The sequence below is a fragment of the Serinicoccus sp. CUA-874 genome (assembly GCF_001942225.1).
In the GTDB taxonomy this organism is placed as follows: Bacteria; Actinomycetota; Actinomycetes; order Actinomycetales; family Dermatophilaceae; genus Ornithinicoccus; species Ornithinicoccus marinus.
The window spans coordinates 19,454-32,918 of sequence record NZ_MKJZ01000036.1 but is presented as its reverse complement, the minus strand read 5'-3'; the positions used below and the strand labels follow the sequence as shown (position 1 = coordinate 32,918).

Genomic DNA, 13,465 nt, shown 5'->3' with positions numbered 1-13,465 from the left:
GTCACTCCCAGGCGATCCAGTCGATCGACTCGTCGGCAACGGCCATCACCGGGTAGGTCATGCCGTCGCCTGTCGACAGCTCCCACACCGGGACCTCCATGTTGCCCGAGTGGGTGTAGATCGTGCCCCGCACGAGCTCGGCGCCGGTGACCTCCTTGTCCTTGAGGAGCAGCGGGAGCGACATGCCGTCCTCGACCTCCGGGGCATCGGGCAGGTCGGGTGCGACGAAGGTGGTCCCCGTCCCGGACGGCCGGGTGTCCTCGAGGTCCTCGGGGAGCTGCACGCCGTACTCCTGCGAGAACTCCTTCTCGCCGTAGCGCTCCACGGCCTCCGTGGGGGAGATCACCGGGTAGTCCCCGATCGGGACCATCTCGCCCAGCCCCGCGTAGGCGGCGATGACGCCCTCCGGACCCACGGTGAGGCTGATGTGCTTCGGCCCGTAGGCGCCGCCGGGAGGTGCCGCCTCGACGTGGGCGAAGGGGGTGCTCTGGTCGTACTCGCTCACCACGAAGGTGAAGGCGTCCGTGGGGATCTGCGCCTGTGCGAGGAAGTCGCGCGCCGCGCCCTCGGCCTGCTCGTCCGTGGGGCGCTCGCCGGTCGTCTCGCGGCAGTCGTCGGCGGTCGGCAGCGGGGTGCCCTCCCCGAAGGTCGCCTCCCAGTAGTCGGCGAGCATCTCGCGCTCCTCCCCCACGGCGTAGGCGAAGCTCTCCCCGCAGTCGGGGGAGGCGAACATGTCGGTGTAGGACACGTGCAACCCGCCGCCCTCGGTGGAGGCCATGAGCATCCGCCCGCTGTCGGCCTCGGCCAGCCCGACGTCGCCCTCCGGGAGGAACTCGGCGTCCACCTTCATCGGCACCCCGTCGATGCCCAACGTCTCGGCCCAGGCCGAGACGAAGGCCTCGGGGTCCTCGTCGCTGCGCAGCACCGAGATGGGCGCGGTGGTGGCTTCCTGCGACAGGCCGGGGGCCGCCACGAGGCGGACGGGGCCGGGGTCGTAGGGCTCCGGGTCGGCGTCGACCGAGCCGCTGCTCGCGTAGGACGACCCGGCCACCTCCGCGCTCAGCCCGGCGTCCATGCCGGCCCCGGCGGCGCCCAGGAGCGAGTCCTGGCCCGCGACGAGCAGGGTGCCGGGGCCGCGCTGCGCGCCGACGGCATACCCGGCGCCACCGATCGCCAGCGCCCCGATGCATGCGGCCGCCACCCACGGTGCCCGGATGACCGGGTCGCGGAGCAGGTCGTCGACGCGGGCGGCGGAGTCGGCGCCGGTGCTCCCGCTCGCGGGCGCCTTGTGCTCGACCAGCGCGCGCAGCCGGGAGAGGTCCGGGTGCGACCCGGTGGCCGGGTCGCTGGCGCGCAGCCGGTGCAGTGCCTCGTCGTCGTGGTGCTCGACCATGATCGGTCTCCTTCGGTGCGGTGGTGCGCAGGTGGTGCCGGTCTGCCGGACCGTGCGGTCCGGCGTGCTGTCTAGTGGTCGTGCTCCCAGGCCTCGCGCAGCCGGGCGCGGGCCCGGGAGAGCGCGGCGGCGCCGCCGCCGCGGGTGAGCCCGAGCGCGCGGGCCAGACCCTCGCCGTCGAGCCCTTCCCAGGCGTGGAGCATGAGGATCGAGCGGTCCCGGGTGCTGAGCCGGGACATCGCCTGCCGGACGTCCTCGTCGGCCATGACCAGCTCGGCCGGGTCGACGCTGCGGACGTGCAGCTCTCCCTCTTCCTGACCGGAGTAGTCCGCCAGGAGGGTGAGGGTGGGCTTGCGGCGGTGGTTGGCCAGGACGTAGGAGGCCGTGCGGTAGAGCCACGGCAGCTCGTAGTCCGACGGGATCTTCTCCCGGCGCCGCCAGGCGGTGGCGAAGACCTCGGCGGTGAGGTCCTCCACGTCGTCGTGGTTCGCGCGACGGGTGTAGTAGCGGTGCACCTGGGTGGCGTGCCGGGCGAAGAACGAGTCGAACCAGGCGGCGTCCCGGGTGTCCCCGGCGCGGTCCGTGCCGGGGTCGTCCCCGGCGAGGCGTAGCGGCATTGCTCCTCCTGGCTGCTGCGGCCAGCCCCGTCGGCCCGTCCACCTGCACTATGTCGGGGGTCGGGCCCGTGTTGCAGGCGCCGCTCCGCCGCGGGCGGCGACGGGCATACCGAAGGGGGCGGGACGACGAAGGACGGGCACCGGTCTCCCGGTGCCCGTCCTCAGGGTGGCAGGTGCAGGATTCGAACCTGCGTAGGCATACGCCGACGGATTTACAGTCCGCTTCCATTGGCCGCTCGGACAACCTGCCAGTGCGCGAAGCGCGGGTGACATGCTAACAGTCACACCCCCGGTGGTCCGAACCCGCGAGCGGGCCGCCACCGGCCACGACACAGGAGGTATGCCCATGGCCGACTCGTCCTTCGACATCGTCAGCAAGGTCGATCACCAGGAGGTCGCCAACGCCGTCAACCAGGCCGCCAAGGAGATCGGCAACCGCTACGACTTCCGCAACGTGGGGGCCCGGGTCGAGCTGTCCGGCGAGACCATCTCGATGGCCGCCAACAGCGAGGAGCGGTGCAAGGCGGTGCTCGACGTGCTGCAGACCAAGCTGGTCAAGCGTGGCGTCTCGCTCAAGCACCTCGACTACACCCACGACGGGGAGCCCTACGCCTCGGGCAAGGAGTTCCGGCTCGAGGCGGGCCTCAAGAGCGGCATCTCCTCGGAGAACGCCAAGAAGATCGGCAAGATCATCCGCGACGAGGGACCCAAGGGCGTCAAGTCCCAGATCCAGGGGGACGAGCTGCGGGTCACCTCGAAGTCGCGCGACGAGCTCCAGGCGGTGCAGCGGCTGCTCAAGGAGAAGGACCTCGACGTGGCGCTGCAGTTCACCAACTACCGCTGACGCTCAGCGTTTGCGCTGCTCAGAGCCCTCTTACGGGGTGCCGGTCCGCACAGAGTCCGCAGAATCGCCAAGGACCTCCGTCATAAGGTCCGCTGCTGCGGAGCGGGTGCGGTCCTCGGCGGTCGGCCAGAGGTGGCTGTATACACCGAGCGTGATGGTCGCGGACTGGTGACCCAAGGCGCGCTGGACGGTGACCACATCGCACCCCGCCGCGATGAGGGCACTCGCATAGAAGTGCCTGAGGTCATGGAGGGTGTACTCCCCGGGGAGACCCGCAGCCGCCCGCGTGGATCGCCAGAGGCTGCCTGCACTGTTGCGGTTCAAGCGATCCGAGCCGGAGGCGAAGAGCCATCGTTCCTCGCCGTGAACGCCGACCTCACGGACGTGCCACGACAGCAGATCGGTCAGCGCCCCAGGGACGGCAATAGTGCGCTCGCTCCCGTACTTGGGGGGACGATCTCGATCGCCCGCAACGCCCTACAGGAGCGGGCTGAAGCCGCAGTCGGGGTAGTGCTCGCGAGCACCGAGCGCATCGGCGATGGGATCAAGCAGACGGCGGGCGCGACCGCGGAGGGGCTGGACGACATTCTGGGGCTCAAGGTCGGTTGAGAAATGATGCCCCTCGATATGACCGTCCGTCTGGGGTAGTCCAAACGCAATCGGACCAGAGGGTGGAGGAAGGGTGTGACTTCGTCCGCTAGGTGGCGGGTTCTTCTAGTGCTCCGTGGCGGCACTGCCGTTGCGTTCTCGCGGAGATGGTTGCGTGCAAGTGTCGCGATCCGTACTGGGACGGACGTGTCCGATCGGGACCGCTTGCGCCCGCTGCGGCTTCGTCAGAGGCCGAAGCTCCGCCGCTGACGAGGATCACGATGCCGAGGCCGATGAGGACGACAGGGAAGAGGATGTGTTCCCAGCGTTCGAGGATCTCGGCGATCGGTGGGCGAGTGGCGACGAATTTGGCCAGTACCACCAAGACTGCGACGAGTGCGAGGAAGACGATGCAGTAGGCGACCACCGCGATGGGTTCCACGCTCAAGAAGACGGGGGTGTAGACGCCGATGTTATCGCCGCCATTGGCGAAGGTGACGCCTGCGACGGTCCACGCGCTGACCTTCTTGCCGGCAATCTTGGCGTCGTCATCGTCGTCATCGTCTCCGCGCCAGGCTTGCCACGCGGCCCAGAGGCCGAGGCCCAGAGGGATGAGTCCGAAGTACGGGATGGCTGCCGACGGCAGGAAGGCCCCGGCGCCGATGGTCACCAGGACAGCGGCACCGAGGATGCCGGCGAATCCGAGGTACTGACCGGCCAGAATGCGGGCGGTGGCGCCCCGCTGCCCCGCCCCTCGAGCGAAGAAGAGGGAAAGCACGATGATGTCGTCGATGTTGGTTGCTACGAACAGGCCCATCGCCTGCAAGACCGCGGTGAGGATCATGCGCCCTCCCCTGCTGCGTCGCATCCGGGAACCGAGCAAGCGGGATCGATGCACGGGGCGTCTTCGTCCACCGCGAGGGTGGCACCGACCAGCGCGGTCAGGGCCTGCGCCAGGTGTGAATCGGCGATCTCATACCGTGTCCGACGGCCCTCGTGCTCGGCGACCACGATCCCGCAATCGCGCAGGCATGCGAGGTGGTTGGACACGTTGGAACGTGTCAGGTCCAGATCTCGGGCCAGTTCCGCCGGGTAGGCGGGCTGGTCGAGCAGAGTCAGGATGATCCGGGATCTGGTCGGATCGGCCAGTGCGCGGCCCAGACGGTTCATCACGTCGAGACGAGAAGCAATAGTCAGCATTCGCTGAACTATACAGCGCGGACTGAACCATTCGTTGCCCTCGGTTAGGTGTTCCTGATCTCACGCCCCCGTTAGGGGAACCCTCACCGGACACCACCGCTACTTATCGAGAGGAACGACGGCACGCCTGGCGGGCTGTCCCGTAAGACCCGTCCGGTGAACTGTCCGGTGAAGGGAGGCTATATGACACACTGGGGAGCATGTCCCCCTTGAAGGTCGGCTATGCCCGAGTCTCCACCGACGAGCAGGACCTGACCGCGCAGCGTGACGGACTCGCGGCGTTCGGCGTCGATCCCAAGCGCATCTACGTCGATCACGGGCTCACGGGCCGCAACGCCGACCGTGAGGGCCTGCGGCAGGCGCTGGCTGCCTGTCGGGACGGCGATACGTTCGTGGTCACCAAGCTCGATCGGCTGGCGCGTTCAGTCCGTGATGCCCACCAGATCGCCGACGACCTCGCGGCGCGGGAAGTGAAGCTGAGCATCGCCGGATCGGTGTACGACCCGACCGACCCGATGGGGAAACTGTTGTTCAACGTGCTGGCGATGGTCGCCGAGTTCGAAGCCGACCTCATCCGTGCCCGCACCCGCGAGGGGATGAAGGTCGCCAAGGCCAAGGGCCGGCTGCGCGGGAAGTCACCGAAACTCACCCCCCGGCAAGAAGCTCACCTCGTCCAGCTACATGCTGCCGACGAGCACACCGTGGGCGAGCTGGCCGAGCTGTTCAGCGTGGGCCGCTCCACGGTCTACCGCGCCCTTCAGCGCGCCGAGCGCGGGCGCGAGAACGCCTTGCAGTAGGTGCGTCGTGGACGCTCGAGCGCGGTGGCGAATCCTCAGGCTCCACGTCGAGGACCAGGTGCCCCTTGCGCGCTTAGCTCGCGAGACCGATGTAGGGCTGCGGACCCTGGAGCGCTGGCACGCCCGCTACCGCGCCGACGGCTACGCCGGACTGGAGACAGCCTCACGGGCGGACGCCGGCTCCCGCCGCCTTCCGCCCGACCTCGTCGACCTGATCGAGGGCCTGGCACTGAGCAAGCCGCGGCCGGCCATCGCCACGATCCATCGCAAAGTCACGGGCATCTGCGCCGCCCGGAGGTGGCCGGCCCCCTCCTACTCGGTGGTGTGGGACATCGTGCGGACCCTGGATCCCGGCATGGTCACCCTCGCCCTGGAGGGCGCAGCGTCCTACCGCGACAAGCACGAGCTGGTGCTACGCCGGCAAGCAGAGCTGCCCAACGCGATGTGGCAATCCGATCACACCATGCTCGACATCCTGGTGGTGGGCACCGACGGCAAGCCCGCACGGCCATGGCTGACAACGATCCTCGACGACTGCTCCCGGGCGGTCTGCGGCTACACAGTCTTCCTGGGCGCACCGTCGGCGATGAACACCGCCCTGGCGCTGCGCCAAGCGATCTGGCACAAGACCGACCCGGCCTGGCCGATGTGCGGCCTGCCCGACGTGCTCTACGTCGACCACGGCAGCGACTTCACCAGTGACCAGCTCGCCCACACCGCCGTCGACCTCCACATCCGACTGATCCACTCCACCGTCGCCCGACCCCAGGGACGGGGCAAGATCGAGCGGTTCTTCGGCACCATCAACACCGAGCTACTCGCCACCCTGCCCGGACACATCACCGAAGGGCACCCCTGGCCGACACCGAAACTGTCCCTGGCCGCCCTCGACAGCGCCCTGGAGGCGTTCGTGGCCACCTACAACGACCGCACGCACAGCGAGCTCGGAACCTCCCCGCGCAGCGCGTGGATCGCCGATGGCTGGCTGCCCCGAATGCCCGAGAGCCTGGAAGACCTCGACAGACTGCTGTTGACCGTCGCCAAGACCCGCGTCGTGCGCCGCGATGGCATCCGCTTCCAGGGCCTGCGCTACGTCTCGCCAACTCTGGCCGGCTACGTCGGACGCTCGGTCGTGATCCGCTACGACCCCCGCGACATCACCGAGATCCGCGTCTTCGATCACGACGAATTCGTCTGCAAGGCCGTCGACCAAGAGCACCACGACCAGAAGGTCAGCCTCAAGGAGATCCAGGCCGCGCGCAACGCCCGCCGCCGGGCGCTGCGAGCCGGCATCAACGAACGCATCGCCCTCGTGGCCGCACCTACCGAGACGCCACGGATCACCGAAGCACCGGCTCCGGCGCCGAGGTCGGCGTTGAAGATCTACAAGGAGGACCTCAGGTGAGCCAGCGCTTCATCGTCACCAAGGAGCACCGCCGCTTCACCGAGTTCGCCGACGCCGTGCGCCGCGGGCACACCATCGGTTTGTGCTTCGGATCAGCCGGCGTAGGAAAGACACTCTCCGCGCGCCGCTACGCACACTACGAGAAGGCTCATGACCTGCTGACCTACTGGGGGCCGCGCTCCGACAACGACGCCAAGATCTACGCCGCCTTGAACCGGAGCCGCACCGTGCTCTACACCCCCAGCGTGCTGACCACCCCGCGGACCCTGAAGGACGAGCTGACCCAAGCCATCACCCGCACCAACATGTGCATCGAGCAGCACCTCGTACCTCCCGGCACGGCCACTCCCGAGCCTGGGGATGGCGACACGGCAGGAACTACGTGGAGCTGATCATCGTCGACGAGGCCGAACGACTGCGTCCCGCCGCTCTGGAACTGCTGCGCGATCGCTACGACCGCGACGACATCGCCCTGATCCTGATCGGCATGCCCGGCCTGGAGAAGCAGTTCAGCCACTACCCCCAGTTCTACAGCCGAGTCGGCTTCGCCCACCACTACCGGCCCCTGGGACAAGACGAACTGCTGTTCGTCCTCGAGCGACACTGGCGATCCCTCGGCAAGACCCTCGACCCCGACGACTTCACCGACGCCCAAGCCATCGCAGCCATCGCACGGATCACCCGCGGCAACTTCCGGCTCCTCGAACGCCTCTTCCCCCAGATCCAGCGGGTCCTGAAGATCAACGAACTCGACACCATCACCAACGACGTCATCGAAGCCGCACAGAGCACCCTGGTCATCGGTGTCACCTGACCCCGCCACGAAGCGACCGAAGAACCCCGCCATTCAGCAGACGAAGTCACAGAGGAAGGGTGGAGGGTGTCCGGCTGGGGTCGGGCTGAGCAGAAGCGGACAGAATCGTAGGAAGGTTCAGAGATGAGCGGACAGGTTGTGGCCTACCTGCGGGTATCGAGTGTCGAGCAGAACCTCGACCGGCAGCGAGAGACCGTAGGGCAGTGTGACCGGACCTTCGAGGAGAAGGTCAGCGGTGGCGCACGTGAGGGCCGGGAGGCGCTGGCCGAGTGCATCGCCTACCTGCGCGACGGGGACACGCTCAGGGTCGCCAGCATGGACCGGTTGGCCCGCTCATTGACCGACCTGCGGGCCATCGTGGACGAGATCACCACCAAGGGTGCCGCCGTGACCTTCGTCAAGGAGGGGCAGACCTACAGCCGGGAGAGCACGGACAGCATGAGCCGTTTCCTGCTCAACATGCTCGGCGCGTTCGCGGAGTTCGAGCGCGAACTCATCCGGGAGAGGCAAGCCGAGGGGATCAAGGCCGCAAAGGAGCGCGGCGTCTACCGTGGCCGCAGGCGCCGCCTCAGCCCCGAGCAGATCGAGCAGGCTCGGGAGAGGGTCGAGGCAGGGGTGCCCGTGGCGCGAGTGGCCAGGGAGGCCGGGTGCTCCCGGACGGTGCTCTATGACGCGCTGGGGGCCAGGGGGGCATACGCCGGGGTCGCTACCTGAGGCGAGTGGGGCAGGTCGTGCTCGCACGACCTCGCTGGGGAGGTGGACCGTTGACTGACGACCCCGTTCTTAGTAGACAGCAATCGCGCGCACCACGACCAGTGGGCCGGGAACCTCGATAACCGAAGCATCTACCTTTCGTCCCATCAGGCCCGAGAGGCTGCCGAGCATCTCAGTCACGTCGATTGATCTACGCATGGCGCGGCTGAATCCGGATAGAAAGAACTTCTCAAGAGAGAACGTGTTTCCAGAGTCCACGAAGGCGTCCACCTGACCGAAGACGGCGCGGTCGCCCTCCAGGTCTTGGAGGCTGTGCCCGGCCAAGATGTTGCCGCCGTCCAACAGCACGATGGCCCGGGGGGCATCGTCGTCGCCGTCCTCAGACTCAAGAACAACCTGACCGTGGCTACTCTCCTGCGTGAGAAGGGATGCGGTGACCTCGTCCGGCACGTCGTCACCCTGCATCAGAGCGGGGTTCGACGCGATCAAACCGATCATTCGGGACAACAGGCCACCGATGTCTGTGGCGGGCGAGATCGTCCAGTCACGCTCGACCTCGACCAGTTGCCGCTTGAACACCTCACCGCTCAGGCCCTCCTTGAGATCGCCAGCGCCCTGGAGGGCATTGACCAACCGGTTCAACGCATTAGTGGGGTGGGCCTTGACGGTCCGAGCCTGGGTTACCTCCGACTCGCTACCTGAGTCGCTGTGCAACTCGAACTTAGGACCGCCTGGTACCGGAAGGCTAAGCCCGGCTGCGCCGCCCTTCGAGCGCGTGCCGAGATCGCGCACAGTAATCGCAACATCAGTCGTGACGTCGATATCGTGGTAGTTCGCGAGCGGAACTAGCACCTCTGTATCGAGGTAAACAGGTGTTCTGAAGAAGGTCATAGAAGTATTGCCCCTGTCGGCTTCACGCCAGCGCATGGTGGCGGAGTGAACGGAAGTCCTCATCCTGCCAGACGCGCGGTCAGTAGGGGTAGCACGAAGTGCCTCCCAACCCTCTCGGTAACTCGTCCTTGGTCCGGCTTCCTCGCCCTGTCCCATGCCCGTGCGACCCTTAACGCATGACCGAGCGCACCTGGACCCTTGCCGAGGTGCAGGCCCTCAGTCCCGAGCAGGGGCGCGCTCTCTCGCCGGGGGACTTCGTAGCCGCGCTGCGGGCAGCCCGGGGCGAGGAGGCGGGCGTGACTCGGTTCGAGTGCGGAAGAGGTGCTGCTGCCTGAGGGGAGCGCGTGGGTCTACCTCGACAGGCCAGGGGCCGAGAGCGCCGGTGGCAGTCCGCACAGAGTCCGCAAGAGAGTCGAACTAGACCAACACTAGCAAACATGACCAGCGGTGTTTGCGCTGGTCAGAGACACCTCCCTAACGGAGCCAACTACTGTCGTACCCCAGCCAGAAGTTCACCAACTACCGCTGAGGTCCGACGGTGTTCCGTCGCGACATGGGCAGGCGGCGCACGGTCGGAGGCGCTGCGGCGGTCAGCGCTCGGCGTCGCGCAGCGTCACCCACGCGATGAGCGCGGCGAGCGCGACCAGGACCGCGCCCGCGGTGCTCGTGACCCCGACGCCGGCGTCGAAGGCGGACCGCGCCGCCTCGAGCAGGGCCGGGTCGCCGGTACGCTCGGCCGCGGCGGCGGCCCCGCCGAGCGTCTCGCGGGCCGCGACCGCCGCCTCCGGGTCGGTGCCGGCAGGCAGGGTCAGCGAGGAGCGGTAGACCGAGGTGAGCAGCCCGCCGAGCAGGGTCGTGCCGAGCACGGCGCCGAACTCGTAGGCCGTCTCGCTGACGGCCGAGGCGGCGCCCGCCTTGGCCGGGGGGACCGCGGTGAGGATCTGGTCGTTGGAGATCGTCTCGGCGGCACCGATGCCCAGGCCGAGCAGCGCGAAGGCGAGCGCGATGAGCGGGACCGTCGCCGTGCCGCCCAGGCTCAGCAGGGCGTAGGCGGCGACGGAGAAGCCCAGCCCGCCCACCACGGCGAGCGCCGGGCGCACGTGCCGGACCACACGGACCACGAGCAGCCCCGAGGCCACCATGGCCACGACGCCCGGGACGAGCACCAGCGCGGCGTCGAGCGCAGGCATACCCTCGACGAGCTGCAGGTGCTGGGTGACGAAGAAGAGGAAGCCGGTCAGCGCGACGATGCTGAGCAGGTTGACCGCCAGGGCCCCGGAGAAGGCCGGGACGGCGAAGAGGCGCACGTCGAGCATGGGGTCGGCGGAGCGGCGCATCCGGCGCACGAAGCCGGTGCCCGCCGCGGCGGCCGCGACGAGGGCGGCCAGGGCCAGGACGTCGGGCCCCTCGACCGCGACGTGCTTCAGCGACCAGGCCAGGCCACCCAGGGCCACCATCGACAGGGCGATCCCCCCGAGGTCGATGCGTCCCGGCGCCGGGTCGCGGGACTCCCGGACGAGGAAGGGTCCGAGCAGGAGCAGGGGGAGCAGCACCGGCACGGCGACCAGGAAGACCGAGCCCCAGTGGAAGTGCTCGAGCAGGATGCCACCGACCACCGGGCCGAGGGCCGAGCCGACGGAGAAGGCGGTCGCCCAGATCGCGATGGCGAGCCGGCGCTGGGTCCGGTCGAGGAACATCGTGCGCAGCAGCGACAGCGTCGCCGGCATCAGGGTGGCGCCGAAGACGCCCAGACCCACCCGGGCGGCGATGAGCAGCTCGGCGGTCGGCGCGAAGGCCGCGAGCGCCGAGACGACCGCGAAGCCGGTGGCCCCGATGAGCAGGATGCGGCGGCGGCCGATGCGGTCACCGACCGTGCCCATCGTCACGAGCAGGGTCGCCAGCACCAGGGGGTAGGCGTCGATGAGCCAGAGCTGCTGCGCGGCCGAGGGGGACAGGGCCTGGGTGATCTGGGGCAGCGCGAAGCTGAGCACCGTGGTGTCGATGGAGATGAGGAGCACCGGGAGCATGAGCACGGCCAGGCCTGCCCAGTCGCGGCGGGTGGCGCGGGGTGCCGTGTCGGGGGGAGTGAGGTCCAGTGTGGTCATACCAAACTATACCGTCTGGACGGTTTAGTTGGCAACGTTAGGATGGGCGCCATGTCGAAGGGTGAACGGACGCGCGCACGGGTGCTCGACGCCTTCGAGAATCTCGTCATCGAGCACGGGGAACGGGCCGGGACCCTGGCCGCCACGGCGCAGGAGGCCGGGGTGTCCAAGGGCGGACTGCTCTACCACTTCGGGTCCAAGGACGCCCTCGTCCAGGGGTTGGCGGAGCGGCTGGAGGTCTTCGGCGCCGCCGAGGAGGAGCGGTTGTCCGCCCTGCCGGACGCGTTGGAGGTCTTCCTGCGGGAGTCCGTGGCGGCGAACCAGCCCTTCGACCGCACCTATCTGGCGCTGCTCAAGCTCGGCCAGCTCGACGAGCACGAGGTCGCGCGCGAGGCGCTGCTGCGGCTCGACGACCACTTCCTCGCAGCACTGACCGAGACGCTGGGCGACCCGGACCTGGCCCTGCTCGTGCTGCGGGTGAGCGACGGGATCTACGTGCGGACCGCGCTCGGCGGCAGCGACGCCCTCCCGGCCGACTCCGTCGACCGCATCCTCGCCCTGCTCGCCTCCCTGCCGCGGTAGGGTACTGCGCCTCTATCATCGACGCCCATGGCGACCGTGACCGACCATCTGCCCACCCGCCCCGAGCGGATGGGCCGCCTTCCCTACACCCGGCAGCACACCCGGGTCCTGTTCGGCTCGGGGACCGGCTGGGCGCTCGACGCCATGGACGTGGGGCTCATCTCCTTCGTCGGCCTGGCGATCGCCACCCAGTGGGACCTCACCCGCACCGAGCAGTCCTGGCTGCTCTCGATCGGCTTCGTCGGCATGGCGCTCGGGGCGACCTTCGGTGGCATGCTCGCCGACCGCTACGGCCGGCGCACCGTCTTCGCGCTCACCCTGCTCGTCTACGGCCTGGCGACCGGCGCCTCGGCGCTGGTCAGCGGACTGGCGGCGCTGCTGGTGCTCCGCTTCCTCGTCGGCATCGGTCTCGGTGCGGAGCTGCCGGTCGCCTCGACCCTGGTCAGCGAGCTCTCGCCCACGCGGATCCGCGGCCGGATGGTCGTCATCCTCGAGTCCTTCTGGGCCGTCGGCTGGCTCCTGGCAGCGCTCATCGGCTACTTCGTCGTGCCGCTCAGCGACGACGGCTGGCGCTGGGCCTTCGCGCTCGGTCTCGTCCCGGCCCTGTATGCCGTCGTCATCCGGTGGGGGATGCCGGAGTCGCCGCTCTTCCTCGAGCGCCGTGGCCGCGAGGCCGAGGCTGAGCAGGTCGTCCGCTTTTTTGAGGAGTCCGCGGGGGTGCCGCACGAGGAGAGCCGGCCGCTGCCCGAGGCGCCGCCCAGGACGCCCGGCGCGCTCTGGTCGTCGGCATACCGGGTGCGCACCATCGGCATCTGGGCGGTGTGGTTCTGCGTCAACTTCTCCTACTACGGCGCCTTCATCTGGCTTCCGACGCTGCTCTACGCCCAGGGTTTCGACCTGGTGCGCTCCTTCGGCTACACCCTGGTCATCACCCTCGCCCAGCTGCCGGGGTATGCCCTTGCCGCGGTCCTCGTGGAGGTCTGGGGCAGGCGTGCGACGCTGGCGACCTTCCTGCTCGGCTCGGCGGTGTCGGCCGTCTTCTTCGGCCTGTCCGGCGAGGTGTGGCAGATCATCGCCGCCGGGTGCGCCATGAGCTTCTTCAACCTGGGTGCCTGGGGCGCGCTGTATGCCGTCACCCCGGAGATCTACCCGACCAGCGTGCGCGCCTCGGGTGCGGGCGCCGCGGCAGGCTTCGGGCGCATCGCCTCGATCGCCGCGCCGCTGCTCGTCCCGGTCATCCTCGGCACCTGGGGCAACGCGGCCCTGTTCACCCTCTTCGGTGCCGCCTTCGTCGTGGGTGCGCTCGCGGCATACCTCCTGCTGCCGGAGCAGGCCGGCGATGCCCTGGAAACAGGGTGACCTGGACAGATCAGTGGGAACCCTCATCCCTGTCCCAGAGGACGTCGGCGAACTGCCTCTGGGCTGCCCGGATGACTGCGTCGTCCGGCGGCAGCTTCTCGAACCAAGCCTCCTGGTCCCAGCGTTCTGGCCGGCGCGCGGGTTGGGGCGGGGACA

General features: G+C 68.9%; 15 protein-coding genes, 1 tRNA gene and 1 pseudogene. 9 read left to right on the top strand and 8 right to left on the bottom strand.

Annotation, left to right across the window (positions count from 1 at the left end; genetic code table 11):
* Position 1: 1 nt before the first annotated feature.
* The 3 genes from BJF80_RS13650 to BJF80_RS13640 all read right to left on the bottom strand — a co-directional run bounded on the left by BJF80_RS13650 (position 2) and on the right by BJF80_RS13640 (position 2,260).
* Positions 2-1,393 (bottom strand): hypothetical protein, encoded by a 1,392-nt coding sequence (locus tag BJF80_RS13650; RefSeq protein ID WP_075814434.1) that lies wholly within the window; start codon positions 1,391-1,393, stop codon positions 2-4.
* A gap of 71 nt (positions 1,394-1,464) precedes the next feature.
* Positions 1,465-2,010 carry an RNA polymerase sigma factor gene (locus BJF80_RS13645; RefSeq protein WP_075814432.1) on the bottom strand — a complete coding sequence of 182 codons (546 nt, stop codon included), beginning with the start codon at positions 2,008-2,010 and terminating at the stop codon, positions 1,465-1,467.
* A 167-nt stretch (positions 2,011-2,177) separates the two neighbouring features.
* Positions 2,178-2,260 (bottom strand) — tRNA-Tyr (locus BJF80_RS13640).
* Between the two features lie 96 nt (positions 2,261-2,356).
* Between BJF80_RS13640 and BJF80_RS13635 the strand changes: the two genes are divergently transcribed.
* A complete protein-coding gene (locus tag BJF80_RS13635; RefSeq protein ID WP_022925240.1) occupies positions 2,357-2,854 on the top strand; it encodes a YajQ family cyclic di-GMP-binding protein in 498 nt (165 codons plus the stop codon).
* Positions 2,855-2,884: 30 nt separating this feature from the next.
* Here BJF80_RS13635 and BJF80_RS13630 read toward each other — a convergent pair whose 3' ends face one another.
* Positions 2,885-3,250 (bottom strand): tyrosine-type recombinase/integrase, encoded by a 366-nt coding sequence (locus BJF80_RS13630; protein ID WP_237767642.1) that lies wholly within the window; start codon positions 3,248-3,250, stop codon positions 2,885-2,887.
* On the opposite strand from BJF80_RS13630, the gene BJF80_RS18515 reads away from it, so the two are divergent.
* Positions 3,218-3,463 carry a hypothetical protein gene (locus BJF80_RS18515; RefSeq protein WP_143554123.1) on the top strand — a complete coding sequence of 82 codons (246 nt, stop codon included), beginning with the start codon at positions 3,218-3,220 and terminating at the stop codon, positions 3,461-3,463. The two genes, BJF80_RS13630 and BJF80_RS18515, sit on opposite strands and share 33 nt — an antisense overlap.
* A 235-nt stretch (positions 3,464-3,698) precedes the next feature.
* Here BJF80_RS18515 and BJF80_RS13625 read toward each other — a convergent pair.
* Both BJF80_RS13625 and cmtR read right to left on the bottom strand, forming a co-directional pair.
* Positions 3,699-4,286: pseudogene (locus BJF80_RS13625) on the bottom strand (cadmium resistance transporter); the annotation flags it as partial.
* Complete coding sequence (gene cmtR / locus BJF80_RS13620) at positions 4,283-4,642, bottom strand: Cd(II)/Pb(II)-sensing metalloregulatory transcriptional regulator CmtR (RefSeq protein ID WP_058889636.1); 360 nt, start codon at positions 4,640-4,642, stop codon at positions 4,283-4,285. The pseudogene BJF80_RS13625 and the gene cmtR, both read right to left, overlap by 4 nt.
* A gap of 200 nt (positions 4,643-4,842) precedes the next feature.
* Between cmtR and BJF80_RS13615 the strand changes: the two genes are divergently transcribed.
* The 5 genes from BJF80_RS13615 (at position 4,843) to BJF80_RS13600 (ending at position 8,372) form a co-directional block, all read left to right on the top strand.
* Positions 4,843-5,439: a recombinase family protein gene (locus BJF80_RS13615; protein WP_010534181.1), complete on the top strand. Its 597-nt coding sequence runs from the start codon at positions 4,843-4,845 to the stop codon at positions 5,437-5,439.
* A 7-nt stretch (positions 5,440-5,446) separates the two neighbouring features.
* Positions 5,447-6,844: a TnsB C-terminal domain-containing protein gene (locus tag BJF80_RS13610; protein WP_075814428.1), complete on the top strand. Its 1,398-nt coding sequence runs from the start codon at positions 5,447-5,449 to the stop codon at positions 6,842-6,844.
* A complete protein-coding gene (locus tag BJF80_RS21810; RefSeq protein WP_269087409.1) occupies positions 6,841-7,236 on the top strand; it encodes an AAA family ATPase in 396 nt (131 codons plus the stop codon). The genes BJF80_RS13610 and BJF80_RS21810 overlap by 4 nt, the downstream gene beginning before the upstream one ends.
* Positions 7,227-7,658: an AAA family ATPase gene (locus BJF80_RS21805; RefSeq protein WP_269087408.1), complete on the top strand. Its 432-nt coding sequence runs from the start codon at positions 7,227-7,229 to the stop codon at positions 7,656-7,658. Before BJF80_RS21810 ends, BJF80_RS21805 begins: the two co-directional genes overlap by 10 nt.
* A gap of 123 nt (positions 7,659-7,781) precedes the next feature.
* Positions 7,782-8,372, top strand: a complete 591-nt coding sequence (locus BJF80_RS13600; protein WP_075814426.1) for a recombinase family protein — start codon at positions 7,782-7,784, stop codon at positions 8,370-8,372.
* Between the two features lie 69 nt (positions 8,373-8,441).
* Here the strand turns inward: BJF80_RS13600 and BJF80_RS13595 are convergent, their stop codons facing one another.
* Entirely contained in the window at positions 8,442-9,263 is an 822-nt protein-coding gene (locus BJF80_RS13595) for a DUF6414 family protein (RefSeq protein WP_075867652.1), read from the bottom strand.
* A 590-nt stretch (positions 9,264-9,853) separates the two neighbouring features.
* A complete protein-coding gene (locus BJF80_RS13590) occupies positions 9,854-11,368 on the bottom strand; it encodes an MFS transporter (RefSeq protein ID WP_075814422.1) in 1,515 nt (504 codons plus the stop codon).
* Between the two features lie 51 nt (positions 11,369-11,419).
* On the opposite strand from BJF80_RS13590, the gene BJF80_RS20890 reads away from it, so the two are divergent.
* Together BJF80_RS20890 and BJF80_RS13580 are read left to right on the top strand one after the other, a co-directional pair.
* Positions 11,420-11,950 carry a TetR/AcrR family transcriptional regulator gene (locus BJF80_RS20890; RefSeq protein WP_022925242.1) on the top strand — a complete coding sequence of 177 codons (531 nt, stop codon included), beginning with the start codon at positions 11,420-11,422 and terminating at the stop codon, positions 11,948-11,950.
* Positions 11,951-11,977: 27 nt separating this feature from the next.
* The gene (locus BJF80_RS13580; RefSeq protein WP_075814420.1) at positions 11,978-13,309 is read left to right on the top strand and encodes an MFS transporter; all 1,332 of its coding nucleotides are present in this window, start codon (positions 11,978-11,980) and stop codon (positions 13,307-13,309) included.
* Positions 13,310-13,465: the final 156 nt, after the last annotated feature.

Excerpts from the sequence above, each read along its gene's own strand:
- BJF80_RS13650 (WP_075814434.1), bottom strand. The coding sequence starts at position 1,393 with ATGGTCGAGCACCACGACGACGAGGCACTGCACCGGCTGCGCGCCAGC.
- BJF80_RS13645 (WP_075814432.1), bottom strand. The coding sequence starts at position 2,010 with ATGCCGCTACGCCTCGCCGGGGACGACCCCGGCACGGACCGCGCCGGG.
- BJF80_RS13635 (WP_022925240.1), top strand. The coding sequence starts at position 2,357 with ATGGCCGACTCGTCCTTCGACATCGTCAGCAAGGTCGATCACCAGGAG.
- cmtR (WP_058889636.1), bottom strand. The coding sequence starts at position 4,642 with ATGCTGACTATTGCTTCTCGTCTCGACGTGATGAACCGTCTGGGCCGC.
- BJF80_RS13615 (WP_010534181.1), top strand. The coding sequence starts at position 4,843 with ATGTCCCCCTTGAAGGTCGGCTATGCCCGAGTCTCCACCGACGAGCAG.
- BJF80_RS13600 (WP_075814426.1), top strand. The coding sequence starts at position 7,782 with ATGAGCGGACAGGTTGTGGCCTACCTGCGGGTATCGAGTGTCGAGCAG.
- BJF80_RS13595 (WP_075867652.1), bottom strand. The coding sequence starts at position 9,263 with ATGACCTTCTTCAGAACACCTGTTTACCTCGATACAGAGGTGCTAGTT.
- BJF80_RS13590 (WP_075814422.1), bottom strand. The coding sequence starts at position 11,368 with ATGACCACACTGGACCTCACTCCCCCCGACACGGCACCCCGCGCCACC.
- BJF80_RS20890 (WP_022925242.1), top strand. The coding sequence starts at position 11,420 with ATGTCGAAGGGTGAACGGACGCGCGCACGGGTGCTCGACGCCTTCGAG.
- BJF80_RS13580 (WP_075814420.1), top strand. The coding sequence starts at position 11,978 with ATGGCGACCGTGACCGACCATCTGCCCACCCGCCCCGAGCGGATGGGC.